The organism is uncultured Parolsenella sp. (assembly GCF_958346945.1).
Lineage (GTDB): Bacteria > Actinomycetota > Coriobacteriia > Coriobacteriales > Atopobiaceae > Parolsenella.
Map to the genome: position 1 here is coordinate 107,651 of NZ_CATVTL010000004.1, position 14,067 is coordinate 121,717.

General features: G+C 66.7%; 10 protein-coding genes. 8 read left to right on the forward strand and 2 right to left on the reverse strand.

The genetic code is table 11. The features are described from left to right. Positions 1-188 precede the first annotated feature (188 nt). From Q3866_RS04205 to Q3866_RS04215, 3 genes are all read left to right on the forward strand, one after another. Positions 189-1,010, forward strand: a complete 822-nt coding sequence (locus tag Q3866_RS04205; RefSeq protein WP_301829843.1) for a hypothetical protein — start codon at positions 189-191, stop codon at positions 1,008-1,010. A gap of 190 nt (positions 1,011-1,200) precedes the next feature. After that, positions 1,201-1,935, forward strand: a complete 735-nt coding sequence (locus tag Q3866_RS04210; protein WP_293674119.1) for a GntR family transcriptional regulator — start codon at positions 1,201-1,203, stop codon at positions 1,933-1,935. Positions 1,936-2,189: 254 nt separating this feature from the next. After that, positions 2,190-3,380, forward strand: coding sequence for an iron-containing alcohol dehydrogenase family protein (locus Q3866_RS04215; RefSeq protein WP_301829846.1), 1,191 nt, complete (start codon positions 2,190-2,192; stop codon positions 3,378-3,380). Positions 3,381-3,519: 139 nt separating this feature from the next. On the opposite strand, the gene pyk is transcribed toward Q3866_RS04215, so the two are convergent. Further along, positions 3,520-4,974, reverse strand: coding sequence for a pyruvate kinase (gene pyk, locus Q3866_RS04220; RefSeq protein ID WP_301829847.1), 1,455 nt, complete (start codon positions 4,972-4,974; stop codon positions 3,520-3,522). A 148-nt stretch (positions 4,975-5,122) separates the two neighbouring features. Further along, the gene (locus tag Q3866_RS04225; RefSeq protein ID WP_301829849.1) at positions 5,123-6,115 is read right to left on the reverse strand and encodes a 2-hydroxyacid dehydrogenase; all 993 of its coding nucleotides are present in this window, start codon (positions 6,113-6,115) and stop codon (positions 5,123-5,125) included. Positions 6,116-6,516: 401 nt separating this feature from the next. Here Q3866_RS04225 and Q3866_RS04230 point away from each other — a divergent pair, with 401 nt between their 5' ends. The 5 genes from Q3866_RS04230 to Q3866_RS04250 all read left to right on the forward strand — a co-directional run bounded on the left by Q3866_RS04230 (position 6,517) and on the right by Q3866_RS04250 (position 14,044). After that, on the forward strand, positions 6,517-9,192 hold the full coding sequence (locus Q3866_RS04230; protein WP_301829850.1) for a cation-translocating P-type ATPase: 2,676 nt from the start codon (positions 6,517-6,519) through the stop codon (positions 9,190-9,192). A gap of 4 nt (positions 9,193-9,196) precedes the next feature. Then, positions 9,197-10,384: a ribosome small subunit-dependent GTPase A gene (rsgA, locus tag Q3866_RS04235; protein WP_301829851.1), complete on the forward strand. Its 1,188-nt coding sequence runs from the start codon at positions 9,197-9,199 to the stop codon at positions 10,382-10,384. A 368-nt stretch (positions 10,385-10,752) separates the two neighbouring features. After that, positions 10,753-11,472, forward strand: a complete 720-nt coding sequence (locus tag Q3866_RS04240) for an SAF domain-containing protein (RefSeq protein ID WP_301829852.1) — start codon at positions 10,753-10,755, stop codon at positions 11,470-11,472. After that, complete coding sequence (locus tag Q3866_RS04245; protein WP_301829854.1) at positions 11,472-12,716, forward strand: P-loop NTPase; 1,245 nt, start codon at positions 11,472-11,474, stop codon at positions 12,714-12,716. The genes Q3866_RS04240 and Q3866_RS04245 overlap by 1 nt, the downstream gene beginning before the upstream one ends. A gap of 2 nt (positions 12,717-12,718) precedes the next feature. Further along, complete coding sequence (locus tag Q3866_RS04250) at positions 12,719-14,044, forward strand: CpaF family protein (protein ID WP_301829856.1); 1,326 nt, start codon at positions 12,719-12,721, stop codon at positions 14,042-14,044. Positions 14,045-14,067 lie beyond the last annotated feature (23 nt).

A 14,067-nucleotide genomic window follows, 5' to 3' on the forward strand; every position in this document is an offset into this window, starting at 1 on the left:
GCTGGGGGCGAGTCCGTGCAAGCGGGCTCGCCCCTTCTCGATTTGGGACAATACCTGCCTGAGCAACTGTCCCGATTTGGGACAATAGGTGCCTGAGCAACTGTCCCACATCTCCGGCCGCGTAAGCGTTTGGTTGCGGTCGCGCGCGGATGGCTGACCCCTCGCAGGCACGTGCTACCATTAGGCCCATGCCTAGTTGGAACATACATATCGCCCACACCCAGCGTCTTCTTGCCACGGGACCGCTCTCGGATTTTGGCATCCGCGACGCCAACGCCTTCCTGTTTGGCAATCTCGTGCCAGACGTCTATGTGGGATACATGCTGCCCAAGCCCTCGGGTATCCTGCCCTACCAGCTCACCCACTTCGCCGACCCCTGCTCCATCCCCATCCCGCGCGAGCGCGAGTTCTGGGACCTCTACGTGGAGCCTGCGCGCAAGTTGCCCACAGACGTTCCTCTAGGCCCCGCGAACATCACGGTGGAGGAGGGCGTGGAGATCTCAAAGGCGGGTGGTCATTTTGCCATTCCCGCCAAACCTGCTGTTCACGAGCGCGTCGAAGCCCTGCTTAACAGCCCTGGCTACCGCGCGAGCGACGTGGTGTTGGGCGCCTGGGCGCACCTCATGTGCGACAACGCCTACAACACCGCCACGCATGCCTGGCTGCAGGAGTATCACGTGCCGGCCGGCGAGCGCACGCGCATTCGCAAGCAGGGCGATTTCGACAAGTATGGGCACACCCTGCCCATCACCCTCACGTGCAAGGCCACGCCCGAACTCATCGAGCAGACGGCGGCGTTTCCGCAGTATTCGGTGGGTAAGGTGGACGTCGAGAGGTCGTGCGACGTGGTCGAGGGAATCGTGCGCAGCAACCAGGAGCGCCACATCGACGGCGTGCCAGACTACAGCCTCTTCACCGAGGAGTTCTTCCACGAGGTCTTCGAGCACGCCCACGAGTGCCTCATTCAGCGCCTATCGGAATATGGCAAGCGCTTCTCGGCCTCTATGTAAGGACTTACAAAAGGTTTGAAAGCATAATTAATTTGCAGCTCAGCGTAGGTTGACCACTCTGTGAATTGGCAACTGTTGAGTTGGTGGAAGAGCCTTGCTCGCGTTAAACTTCAGCGTGTATTGGTCAACTGGTCAAGTTGACGCAGCCGGCGCACGTGTCGTCGCGGCGCCCACGAGGAAGGCCCGAGCAATGTCGGACTTCGAGAAGAAGGACACCTCGCTTCTTTACGTGCAGGTGGCCGACTACGTCCGCGAGAAGATCTACTCCAAGGAGTGGGGCGTCGACGAGCGCATTCCCTCCGAGCATGAGCTCATGGCGATGCTGCACCTGTCGCGCGGCACCGTGCAGAAGGGCATCCGCTCCCTGGTCGAGGAGGGGCTGCTCGTGCAGCAGCGCGGCCGCGGTACCTTCGTCATCGAGCCGGTCATGGCGCGCCCCTCGGGCAACAAGCTTCACTCCTTCGCCGAGTCGATGACCGAGCAGGGCATCGAGTTCACCACCAAGGTGGTCGACAAGCGCATTGAGCGCGCGAGTCGCGTGTGCGCCCGCAGCCTGCAGATCGCCGAGGGGTCGCCCTACCTCTACCTCATGCGCGTACGCTTCGTCGAGGACGAGCCGGTCATGCTCATCGAGAGCCGCGTGAACCTCGAGCCGTGCCCTGGCCTCGAGAACATCGACTTCGAGCGCGAGGGCCTGTTCGACGCCGTCGAGCGCACGAGTGGCCAGTCGATTGGCGCTGCCGAGATGACCTACAGCGCCCGCGCCGCCGGCAAGAAGCGCGGCCGCTGGCTGCGCTGCGGCGAGCGCTCCCCGGTGCTCGACCTCGACCAACTCGTTCGCCTCGACGACGGCACGCCCGTCGAGTGGGGCAGCGTCTGGATGCCGGCCAATCGCTGTGTCATCAGCTCGGTGCGCACGCGCTAGGGCTTCTCGACTGCTAGGGTTTCTCGACCATCGCTGCGCCATGTCTCCATCCTGCGCACCCGCTTTTACGTGCTAGAAGGCCGCTGAGTGCGTAGAAACGGGTGCGCGAGTTTGCTGGATGCGTAGGAATGGGTGTGCGGTGAGAAGGACGCCGCGCCCGCCGCTCGCGTAATAGAGCCTTTTCAGTTTGGGCCATCCCCCGATATCAGACCTAGAATGGTCAAATGCTTGATTATCGAGGGAGGCCCTTTCTCATGGATCTTACCAGCACCAACTATCTGCCCAGCTACACCGTGGGCGTTGACGCCTACAAGGCTGTGGAGCAGGTCACGCGCCGCTTTGGCACGCGCGCGGTGGTCATTGGCGGCAAGACCGCCATGGAGAAGGCTGCCCCTCGCCTCATCGCCACGCTCGAGGGCACGAGCATCACGGTCACCGACTGCATCTGGTACGGTGGCCAGCCGCGCCACAGCGTAGCGGCCGAGCTCGCGGAAGACCCCCGCGTGCTTGCGGCAGACATGGTCTTTGGCATGGGCGGCGGCCGCGCCATCGATGAGACCAAGGAGATCGCCGAGCTTGCTGGCAAGCCGCTCTTCACGTTCCCCACGGTGGCGTCCAACTGCGCGCCCGTGACGGCCATCGGCGTCTTCTACAAGGACGATGGCTCGGTCGACAACTACTTCTTCCCCTCCGAGCCGCCCATCCATTCCTTCATCGACACACAGATCATCTCCGAGAGTCCCGACGACTACTTCTGGGCGGGCATCGGCGACGCCCTCTCCAAGCAGCCCGAGGTCGAGCTCTCGAGCCGAGACCTCGACCTGCCCCACACCCCGCTTATGGGTCGCGCGCTGGCCGTCTCCTGCGAGCGCCCGCTGTTCGACTACGGCGCCAAGGCCCTGGCCGACAAGCGCGCCCGCACGTCGAGCTACGAGCTTGAGCAGGTCATCCTCGACATCATCATCTCGACGGGCCTCGTCTCGAACATGACCATGAACCTCGCGGCCAAGCACGGCGCCTACTACTTCAACTCGAGCACGGCCCACGCCTTCTACAACGCCTACACGGGCATGGGCGAGGCGGCCGGCCGTCACCTGCACGGCGAGGTCGTCTCGTTTGGCGTGCTCGTGCTCAAGGCCTTCGACGACGCGCCTGAGGACCTTGCGCGCTTTGCCGCACACAACCGCGAGCTGGGTCTGCCCGTGACGCTTGCCGATATCGAGTGCGGGCGCGAGGCGCTTGCGGGCATCGTCGAGCGCGCCCAGGCAACCAACGAGTGGGGTCGTGCCCCCTACGGCTTTACGCCGGAGCGCTTCGAGCAGGCCATCCTCGACGCCGACGCCTACGGCCGGGCCCTCAAGGCGGGAGACGTCGCCGCGCAGGCAGCCGCGCTTGCCGCCGTGCACGAGCACCGCTGCATGGAGCCCACGCCCCGTAAGCTCTAGCGAGCACTCGCTGCCAAGATGGCGGACGCGAAGCATCGCGAGCATTCTCTGCCGAGATGACGCACAAGAAAACGCCCCGGGAGGCCAGGCCTTCCGGGGCGTTGCGTTGGCGCTTGCGAGTGCGCGAACTATCTGAGAGCTACTTCTTGAGCCCGGGTACCTGGGCAACGAGCAGCATGTTCGTCGAGGTGATGTAGTCGCCCTGGGAGGGGGCGGTGTGCGGGTCGCCGGCGGTGACGCAGACGAGGTCGCCAGCCTCGACGAGGCCGTTCTCGAGGGCGAGCGTCAGGGCCTGCTTGACCGTCTCGTCGATGGCGCCCTGAGCGGTTCCCTTGAGCACCGTGACGCCCCAGTAGAAGCAGCACTTGCGGACGGTCTCCTCGTGCGGGGAGACGGCGAAGATCGGCAGCTCGGGGCGGAAGTTAGAGATGAGGCGGGCGGTGCGTCCAGACTCGGTCGGGGTCAGGATGCACTTGGCGCCCACGCGGTTGGCCGTGGTGACAGCGGCAAAGCCGATGGAGCCGTTGACGTCGCGTACGCCGCCGCGCTGGTGGTAGTCGTGGCGCTCCTGCAGGTACTGCTCGGTCTCACGGGCGATGGAGGCCATCATCTTGACGGCCTCGACCGGGTACTTGCCGGCAGCGGTCTCACCGGAGAGCATGACGCAGTCCGTGCCGTCCATGATGGCGTTGGCGACGTCGTTGACCTCGGCGCGCGTCGGGCGCGGGTTACGGATCATGGAGTCGAGCATCTGGGTGGCGGTGATGACCGGCTTGTAGACCTTGTTGCACTTGGCGATCATCATCTTCTGGGCGTGCGGCACCTTCTCGGGCGGAATCTCGATGCCCAGATCGCCGCGGGCGACCATGACGCCGCTGGAGTGCTCCAGGATATCGTCGAAGTTCTCGATGCCCAGGGCGCACTCGATCTTGGGATAGATCGAGACGTTGTCGCGGCCGTGCTCGTGGCAAATCTGGCGAATCTCCTCGACGCCCTTGCCGTCGCGGATGAACGAGGCGGCGATGGCGTCGATGCCCAGCTCGCAGCCAAAGATGATGTCCTCGCGGTCACGCTCGGTGACGGCTGGTAGCGAGATGTCGACGCCCGGGATGTTCACGCCCTTGTGCTCGCCCAGGTCGCCGGCGTTGGCCAGCGTGCAGTGGATGTCGGTGCCCTCGACGGAGTCGACCACGAAGTCGAGCAGGCCGTCGTCGATCAGGATGTGGTCGCCGGCAGAGACCTCGTTGGGGAGGTTCTTGAAGTCGAGCGAGAAGCGCTCGTGGTTGCCCACGACGCCGTCGTCGGTGGTGATGATGGTCTTGTCGCCGGTCTCGAAGTGGACCTTCTCGCCGTTCTCGAGCACGCCCGTGCGGACCTCGGGGCCCTTGGTGTCGAGAAGGATGGCCACGGGGATGCCCAGCTCGGCGGAGACCCTGCGCACGCGCTCGACGCCCGCGCGGTGGTAGTCGTGGCTACCGTGCGAGAAGTTGAAGCGCGCGACGTTCATGCCGGCCTTGATGAGCTCGCGCAGCACGTCCTCGCTCTCGGTGGACGGTCCCATGGTGCAAACGATCTTGGTCTTCTTGGACTGCATTTCTTTCCTTTCGTGTGACGTACGCCGGGCCTCCTGCCAGGCATACGGGGGCGGATTGGGGGTTGTCCGCCTGCTCGACCCGCGCTCGTTTGGCTTGGGTCTCTCTTATAAAAGGCGCCGCCCCGTGGGGACGACGCCTGGGTGCCTGCTAGCAGACGACTGCGGCCTTGGGGAGCTCCTCGCCGTTGGCGAACGCCGTGGCGTTGTCGAGCGTCGTCTTGGCGATGGAGGCCAGGGCCTCCTTGGTGAAGAACGCCTGGTGGCTCGTCATGACCACGTTGGGGAACGAGCAGAGCGTCGAGGTGACCGACTCGATGATAGTGTTCGAGCGGTTGCGGAAGACGTTGTCGCCCTCCTCCTCGTAGACGTCGAGGCCGGCCGCGCCGATCTTGCCGGAGCGGATGCCCTCGATGAGGGCGTTGGTGTCGACCAGGCCGCCGCGGGCAGTGTTGATGAAAATGACGCCCTGCTTCATCTTGTCGATGGCGTCGGCGTTGATCATGTGGCGGTTGGAGTCGAACAGCGGGCAGTGCAGCGAGATGAGGTCGCTGCGGCGCAGCAGCTCGTCGACCTCGACGTACTCGACCATGCCCTCGAGGGAGGGGTTCTGGTAGACGTCGTAGCCCAGGACCTTCATGCCAAAGCCGTTGCAGATGCGCACCATGGCGGCGCCGATCTTGCCGGTGCCCACGATGCCGGCCGTCTTGCCGTGGAGGTTCACGCCAAGCAGGCCCTGCAGGGAGAAGTCGTTCTCGCGCACGCGGGCGTAGCCCTTGTGGATGCGGCGGGCGGCGCACAGGCCCAGGCCGATGGCCTGCTCGGCGATGGCCTCGGGCGAGTAGGCCGGGACGCGCAAGACGGTCATGCCGAGGTCCTTGGCGACAGCGACGTTCACGGCGTCGAAGCCAGCGGAGCGCATGAGCACGAGCTTGACGTCAAACCCACGCAGGATTTCGAGCGCCATGGCCGAGGCGTCGGAGTTGACGAAGGCGCACACGGCGTCATAGCCGCGGGCGAGGGAGGCTGTGACCGGCGAGAGGTCGGCCTCGATGTAGTCAACCTTGATGTTGGGGTAGTTCTTGAGTTGGGAGTCGAAGGACTCGCGGTCGTAGTCACGGGCGTCGTAGAACAGAATCTTCATACGTCTCCTCTTTCCGTGTCCCCTTCCCCGGGACACAAGATCGATGTGATTACCGCCTAGGAATTGTAACGCGCAATTTAATCGCTCAACCGCCCAATCATGTAAAGCTTGCAATTAAAACCGCAGCTAGATGTGATTGTACAGGGGAGAGTGGCCATTTCCTTACCACTTTAAGAGCGTAACCTATCGCTGTTTTCGGTAAGCGTTTAAGAAGGTGCCGCTCGCTCGCGCAAGGAGGGCGCCCGTTCGGGGTATCATCATGCCTATGCCGCGCGGGGCACATCGCCTCGCGTGTAAGACATGCGCTTGCCATGGCAGCCTTGATGAGCCCTTGCCCTTCCTGGGAATTATGATCGGGCATCAATCTGGCGGGTGCCCACAAACCCAGGAAGGGGACTCACGTGAGAGAGTATCTGTCGTGTGCCGATGACGTGCTCGCCGAGCTGTCGACGAGCGCCACGGACGGCCTGAGCGCGGACGAGGCGGCCAAGCGTCTTGCCGCAGATGGCCCCAACAAGCTCAAAGAGCAGCCCAAGACCCCGATGTGGATTCGCTTCTTCCGGCAGATGGCGGACCCCATGGTCATCATGCTGCTGGTCGCGGCCGTGATCAGTGCCGTCACCGGCGCCATCCAGGGCGAGATCGACTTTGCCGACGTCGCCATCATCCTCACCGTCGTCATCATCAATTCGGCGCTGGGCGTAATCCAGGAGGCCAAGAGCGAGGAGGCCCTGGCGGCCCTGCAGGAGATGAGCGCCGCGCAGTCCAAGGTCATCCGCGACGGCAAGCTCGTGAGCCTGCACTCCTCCGAGCTCGTGCGCGGCGACGTTGTGCTGCTCGAGGCCGGCGACTCGGTGCCGGCAGACTGCCGCATCCTCGAGAGCGCCACGATGAAGATTGAGGAAGCGGCCCTCACCGGCGAGTCCGTGCCGGTCGAGAAGCACGCCGAGGCCATCGCCCTCGAGGGCGACGACGTTGCCCTGGGCGACCGCAAGAACATGTGCTACATGGGCTCCACCGTGGTCTATGGCCGCGGCCGCGCCGTGGTGGTGGCCACCGGCATGGATACCGAGATGGGCAAGATCGCCGGCGCCCTCAACGAGGCCACCGAGGAGCTCACGCCGCTGCAGGTGAAGCTCGACGAGCTCTCCCACATCCTCACCAAGATGGTCGTTGCCATCTGCGTGGTCATCTTCGTGGTCGACATCCTGCGCCATGGCTTTGGCAACATGGCCGCCGAGCCGAGCCTTCTGCTCAACACCTTCATGGTCGCGGTGTCGCTGGCCGTCGCCGCCATCCCCGAGGGCCTCGTGGCCGTCGTGACCATCGTGCTGTCGCTGGGCGTCACCAAGATGGCCAAGCGCCAGGCGATTATCCGCAACCTCAGCGCCGTCGAGACCCTCGGCTGCACCCAGGTGATCTGCTCGGACAAGACGGGCACGCTCACCCAGAACAAGATGACGGTCGTCAGGCACGAGCTCGCCGCGCCCGAGGAGAAGTTCCTCTCCGGCATGGCCCTGTGCAGCGACGCCAGGTGGGACGCCGAGGCCGGCGAGGCCGTGGGCGAGCCCACCGAGTGCGCCCTTGTGAACGATGCGGGCAAGGCGGGCCTCACGGGCCTTGCCGAGGAGCACCCGCGCGTGGGCGAGGCCCCGTTCGACTCGGGTCGCAAGATGATGTCCGTCGTGGTCGAGACGCTCGACGACGAGTACGAGCAGTACACCAAGGGCGCGCCCGACGTGGTGCTGGGCCTGTGCACGCACATCTACGAGGACGGCAGGGTCGTCCCGATGACCGAGGAGAGGCGCACCGAGCTCATCGCTGCCAACAAGGCCATGGCCGACCAGGCCCTGCGCGTGCTGGCGCTGGCGTGCCGCCACTACGTCGAGAAGCCCGCCGATTTTGCCGCCGAGGCCCTCGAGCACGACCTTACCTTCTGCGGCCTCTCCGGCATGATCGACCCCGAGCGCCCCGAGGTGGCCGCCGCCATCGACGAGGCCCACACGGCCGGCATCCGCACCGTCATGATCACCGGTGACCACATCGACACCGCGGTGGCCATCGCCAAGAACCTTGGCATCATTGCCGACCGCAGCCAGGCCATCACCGGCGCCGAGCTCGACCGCATGGGCGACGAGGAGCTCGACGCGCGCATCGAGGACTTTGGCGTCTACGCTCGCGTGCAGCCCGAGCACAAGACGCGCATCGTCGAGGCCTGGAAGCGCCGCGACATGATCGTGGCCATGACGGGCGACGGCGTGAACGATGCCCCCTCCATCAAGCGCGCCAACATCGGCGTGGGCATGGGCATCACCGGCACCGACGTCACCAAGAACGTGGCCGACATGGTGCTTGCAGACGACAACTTTGCCACGATCATCTCGGCGTGCGAGGAGGGCAGGCGCATCTATGACAACATCCGCAAGGTCATCCAGTTCCTGCTCTCGGCCAACCTCGCCGAGGTCTTCTCGGTGTTTATCGCCACGCTCGTGGGCTTCACGATCTTCCAGCCCGTGCAGCTGCTGTGGGTCAACCTCGTGACGGATTGCTTCCCGGCTCTGGCGCTGGGGATGGAGGACGCCGAGGGCGACATCATGCGCCGCAAGCCCCGCAAGGCCTCCGACGGCGTGTTCGCCGGCCATATGGGCATGGACTGCATCGTCCAGGGCATCGCGATTACGCTGCTGGTCCTCGCGAGCTTTTTCGTGGGCGTCTACTTTGACATGGGCTACATCAACATTGCCGACATGGTCGCCGGCACGGCCGACGAGGAAGGCGTGATGATGGCGTTCATTACGCTCAACATGGTCGAGATCTTCCACTGCTTCAACATGCGCAGCCGCCGCGCGTCGCTGTTCACCATGAAGAAGCAGAACTGGTGGCTGTGGGGCTCGGCCGCCATGGCGCTCGTCCTCACCGTGATCGTCACCGATGTCCCGGCGCTGGCCCAGATGTTCTTTGGTAACGTGACCCTTGAGCCGCGCGGCGTCATTTGCGCGCTGCTGATCGCACTGCTGATCATCCCCATCGTCGAGGTCTACAAGGCGATCATGCGCCATGTGGAGAAGGAGGCTTAAGCCTGTGGGCAAGAAGTCCCAAAAGGCCAGGTCCAAGGTTTCGTCGAGGCGTCGCTCCCACGGGGGCGGCGCCTCGCGCCCGTCTGCGGCAGACGTCATGGCGTCGCTGCCCCAGGTGGGCGAGCTCGAGAACGTGCCGGCGTTTGCAGACGTTGCGGCTACGGAGGCGCAGGTCGCGGCGCTTGCCCAGGCGCGCGAGCGAATTGCCGCGCGCCTGGGCGAGGAGGCCGCCGCGTGCGTTGAGTTGGGGTGCGTTGTGCGCCTCGACCGCGGCTTTCCGCTGGTGGCCTGCGAGGACGTGACGCTTCGCTGCGAGCACGCCCCCGAGTTTGCCAAGGGCGCGTCTGCCGAGGAGGGCATCATGCCCACGGTGGGCGACTGGGTGGCCGCGGCGGTGCCACCCGCGCACGACATGGGCGTGATCAACGAGGTGCTGCCGCGCAGGAACGCCTTCGCGCGCTGGCGCGGCGGCAGACGCGGCGAGTTCCAGACGCTCGCCGCGAATCTCGATGCGGTCATCGTGGTGGCGGCGCTGGGCGCCGGCGAGCTGCCCCTGGCGCGCATAGCCCGCTCGCTCGTGCTTGCCCGCGACTGCGGCGTGCGCCCCTGTGTGGTGCTCACGAAGGCAGACCGCAAGGGCAGCGAGGCAGACCTTGCCGTAGACGTGGCGCGCGTGCGGCGCCTGGTGGGTGAGGACGGCGACATCGTGGTGACGTCGTCGGTTGTAGGCGAGGGCCTCGACGACGTGCGCGCCCTTGTGCCCGAGCGACGCGTGGCCATGATTTTGGGTGAGAGCGGGGCGGGCAAGTCGACCCTGCTCAATGCTCTGCTGGGGGCCGACGCCTTGGCGACAGGCGCGGTGCGCGAGCGCGACGACATGGGCCGCCATACCACGGTGGCGCGCATGATGGTCAAGGTGCCGGGCGCGGGCGTTATCTGTGACGCGCCGGGCCTGCGCAGCCTGCCGCTGGTGGGCCACGAGCACGGCCTTGCCAAGGCGTTTCCCGAGATCGCGGAGCTTGCGCAGACGTGCCGCTTCCGCGACTGCACCCACGGCTCCGAGCCGGGGTGCGCGGTGCGTGAGGCGGCCGACGCCGGCGAGCTCGATGAGGTGAGGCTCGAGGCCTACCTGGCGCTTGCGGGCGAGATGCGCGCAAGCGCGGCCACGATCGACCCCGACGTGGTGCTGTAACGTCCGCGAGGCATGCGGGGCGTTGGTGGGTTGAGCACGGGCGCGTGCGAGCGTGCGCCGGCGTGGTGCTGGCGGGTCGCGGGCGCGGCACGCTGGCGGGCTGCGCCCGCGTTGCCGGAAATTATTTTCGCGTGGCGGCGGCGTTTCTCGGCTGCGTTTTCAAAAGTTATCAACAGGGCATTGAACTGCTGTTTATTGGGTTGTCAACAGGGTGGGCGAGGCGTTTTTGGAACGTCTCGCCCATATTTTGTTAGATTCTGGACAGATTTGTGTCTGACGCCCCGGGACTTTCTGGCCCGGGGCGTCTCTTGCTGCGCGCGCTCGGGAGAAGATGGCCCCACGAGTAGTCGAGAGTGACGGGAGGAGCCATGAAGAGACGCGCGCGCATCGCGACGTCTGCGGCGTTTGGGGTGCTTGCGCTGCTGCTCGCCGCGGGTGGCATGGAGTCCGTTCGGGCCGACGCTCAGCGGCAGCGCTCCGAGCTGCTCGCGCAGTACGGCGGCGAGGTGGCGAGCCTCGTCGTGGCAAGGCGCGAGCTTGCCGCGGGCAGCGTGGTGGGCGAGGGGGACGTCGAGCAGAGGGACTGGCTCACCGACCTCGCCCCGGAGGGGTCCTTCACCGATGTGGCAGACGTCTTGGGGGCGCGGCTGTCGTCTCCCGTTGCCAAGGGATCGCCGCTCACGGAGCTCGACGTGACGGAGCAGGCGACCTCCATCGAGGTGCCCGAGGGCCGCGTCGCGGTGACGGTGAGGCTCACGGATAGGGCCGGTGTCCCCGCCGAGGTGGCAAACGGCGCGCGCGTGCTGGTCTACGAGTCTGCGGACGCGGGCGTACGGCTCATAACGGGCGATGCAGTGGCGCTCGTGCCCTCGCAGGGGGTGGGGTCCGCGGGCGCGGGAGAGCGCTCGCTCACGCTGGCCGTGCTGCCCGCCGAGGTGGCAGACGTGCTGGCCGTCTCGGGTGCCGGGAGCCTACGGGTGGCCCTTCCCGCCGATGACGTTGACGAGGTGGCCTCTGCCGCCGCCTTGGGAAGTGGCGATGCCAAGGCGCCCGAGAGCGTAGGGGCGCAGACGGGAGATGGTGCGTGATGGCAACCTGGGTAATCTGTGCCGGCGTGTCGCAGTCCTCGGAGCTGGGCGAGTACGTGCGCTCGTGCGACGAGGCGGCGAGCGTCGTGTTCGAGCGCAGCCCCGTGCGTCTGCGCGGCCGCATGCGCGAGGACCTCGCGGGTGCGTGCGTCATCGTGGGCGAGGGCGTGGGAGGCCCCGACCCGGTGAACCTTGCCGCCGCGATTGCTGCCGACGACAACGCCAGCGAGGTGTTCCTCGCGCTCGACTCCACCTCGGGATCCATGCGCTCGCGTGCCAAGCGCGCGGGCATTTCGCAAGTCATCACCAGCGCCGACTTCGCCGCCCGGCCTGCTTCCGTCCATCAGGGGCAGAGGGGAACTCGCTCGGGCGTGCCGGGCCGGGCGGCGGGGGAGGAGGCGCTTGCGACCGTGTCGGAGCGGCGCGAGGGCGTGCCGGTCATCGTGTTTGTCTCGGGCCGGGGCGGCGTGGGCAAGACCACGCTGGCGGCGCTCTTCGCGGCCTCGGCGGCGAGCTGGGGGCTCGACGTCGCCGTCCTCGACCTTGACCTTGCCTTTGGCAACCTGGCCGCGCTGTGTGGCGTCTCCCGACCGGGTGACCTCGCCGCGCTGGCGGGCGGCATAGCGAGCGACGAGGCGCTCGAGCAAGCGGGGGCGCGTGCCGGCGAGCACCTGCATGTGTGGGGCCCGTGTCGCGCGCCCGAGTATGCCGAGTGCATACAGCCCCTTGCCGCGAACATCATCGCGCGGCTTACCCATGGTCATGACCTCGTGATCGTTGACACGCCGTCGAGCTGGGGAGACGCCGTGGCGGGTGCCGCCCAGCAGGCTGACCGGCTCGTCATCGTCTCCGACGAGCGGCCTGGCGCCATCCCGGCGCTTTCGCGCTGCGGGTCGCTTGCAGTGCGCCTGGGCGTGGCGCGCACGCGCATCGTGCGCCTTATGAACGCCTGCGACCCGCGTCGGCGCGACGAGTCGTTCGTGGCGCGGGCAGCCGTGGGGCTCGAGTGCGCCCGCGAGGTTCGCGTGCTTGACGGAGGGCTCGACCTCGTGGAGCTTTTGGGCGCGGGTGGCATGGCCGAGCTCGTTGCGTCCGAGAACCCTGCCGCGCTGGGCGCCGCCCATGGCCTCGCGGCCCTGCTCAAGGAGCTGGGGCACCTTCCCGACGCCGAAGGCGCCAGGCACGCCCTTGCCGGCGGAGGCAAGCCTAGGAGGCTCTTTGGCCTTGGCAGAGGGGAGGCGTAGCGATGGGCGTGCTTGAACGCGTGAGGCAGCATGTGGGCGACCTCGCAGACGAGGCGCGGGAGGACGCGGCCGAACAGCGGAGGCTCTCGGAGCGGCTCAAGCGCGGGCTGGTCGAGCGCCTGGGCCTCACGCAGATTGCCTCGCTCGTCTCGGCCGGTGCCGTCGATCAGGTGCGCGAGGAGCTTGCCGTGGTGTGCCGGGCGGTGCTGTGCTCCGGCGGCTTCGAGGAGCTGGGCGAGGACGAGCGCGACGCTCTCATGGTTCGCGTCATCGACGAGATCGTGGGCCTAGGGCCGTTGCAGCCCCTGCTCGACGACCCCACCATCACCGAGGTCATGGTGAATGGCTGCGATGCGCTGTTCTACGAGCGCGGAGGTCGCCTCCTTCCGGCGAGCCGCGCCTTTGACTCGCCCGAGCAGATCATGCTCGTGATGGACCGCATCTTGGCGCCGCTGGGCCGCAGGCTCGACGACGCGAGCCCCATCGTGAACGCGCGCCTGCCCAACGGCTTTCGCGTGAACGCCGTGATCGCCCCGGTGGCGATGGACGGCCCCGCGGTTACGATTCGCAAGTTCTCCGGGGCCCTGCGCACGCTCGAGAGCCTGGTGGAGCTGGGGTCGCTTCCGGTCTGGTACGCGCGCCTGCTGTCGTGGGCCGTGCGCGTGCGGCGCGACATCGCGGTGGCGGGTGGCACGGGCTCGGGCAAGACAACGCTGCTCAATGCCCTGTCTGCCGAGATTCCCTGCGACGAGCGCATCGTGACCATCGAGGACTCGGCCGAGCTGCGCTTCGAGGAAGGCCTGCACGTGGTGAGGCTCGAGGCGCGCGACGCCTCCATCGAGGGTACGGGTGCCGTGACGATTCGCATGCTCGTGACCAACGCTCTGCGCATGCGCCCCGACCGCATCGTGGTGGGCGAGGTGCGCGGCGAGGAGTGCATCGACATGCTGCAGGCCATGAACACGGGCCACGACGGCTCGCTCACCACGCTGCACGCGGGCACGCCCGTCGAGGCCGTCTCGAGGCTCGTTCTCATGGCGCGCTTTGGGATGGATCTGCCCGCCGCGCTCATCGAGGAGCAGGTGGCGACCGCGCTCGACCTCATCGTGATGTCGCGGCGCATGCCCGACGGCTCGCGCGTCGTGTCGGACGCCTGCGAGGTGGGCCGCGGCGAGGACGGCGGCGTCGAGCTCTCCCAGGTCGTGTCGTTCGACGTGGGCGAGCGCAGCTGGCGCCTCGTGCGCGAGCCGGCGTTTCTTGCCCGGGCGGTGTCAGACGGCCTGCTCGAAGAGGAGGAGGTGTGCCAATGGAGGCGTTGCTGTGCCTAGGCTGTGGTGCGTGCGCGGCCCTG

Bases quoted from the DNA above. Each gene is read 5' to 3' on its own strand.
- Q3866_RS04205 (WP_301829843.1), top strand. From the start codon at position 189: ATGCCTAGTTGGAACATACATATCGCCCACACCCAGCGTCTTCTTGCC.
- Q3866_RS04210 (WP_293674119.1), top strand. From the start codon at position 1,201: ATGTCGGACTTCGAGAAGAAGGACACCTCGCTTCTTTACGTGCAGGTG.
- Q3866_RS04215 (WP_301829846.1), top strand. From the start codon at position 2,190: ATGGATCTTACCAGCACCAACTATCTGCCCAGCTACACCGTGGGCGTT.
- pyk (WP_301829847.1), bottom strand. From the start codon at position 4,974: ATGCAGTCCAAGAAGACCAAGATCGTTTGCACCATGGGACCGTCCACC.
- Q3866_RS04225 (WP_301829849.1), bottom strand. From the start codon at position 6,115: ATGAAGATTCTGTTCTACGACGCCCGTGACTACGACCGCGAGTCCTTC.
- Q3866_RS04240 (WP_301829852.1), top strand. From the start codon at position 10,753: ATGAAGAGACGCGCGCGCATCGCGACGTCTGCGGCGTTTGGGGTGCTT.
- Q3866_RS04245 (WP_301829854.1), top strand. From the start codon at position 11,472: ATGGCAACCTGGGTAATCTGTGCCGGCGTGTCGCAGTCCTCGGAGCTG.
- Q3866_RS04250 (WP_301829856.1), top strand. From the start codon at position 12,719: ATGGGCGTGCTTGAACGCGTGAGGCAGCATGTGGGCGACCTCGCAGAC.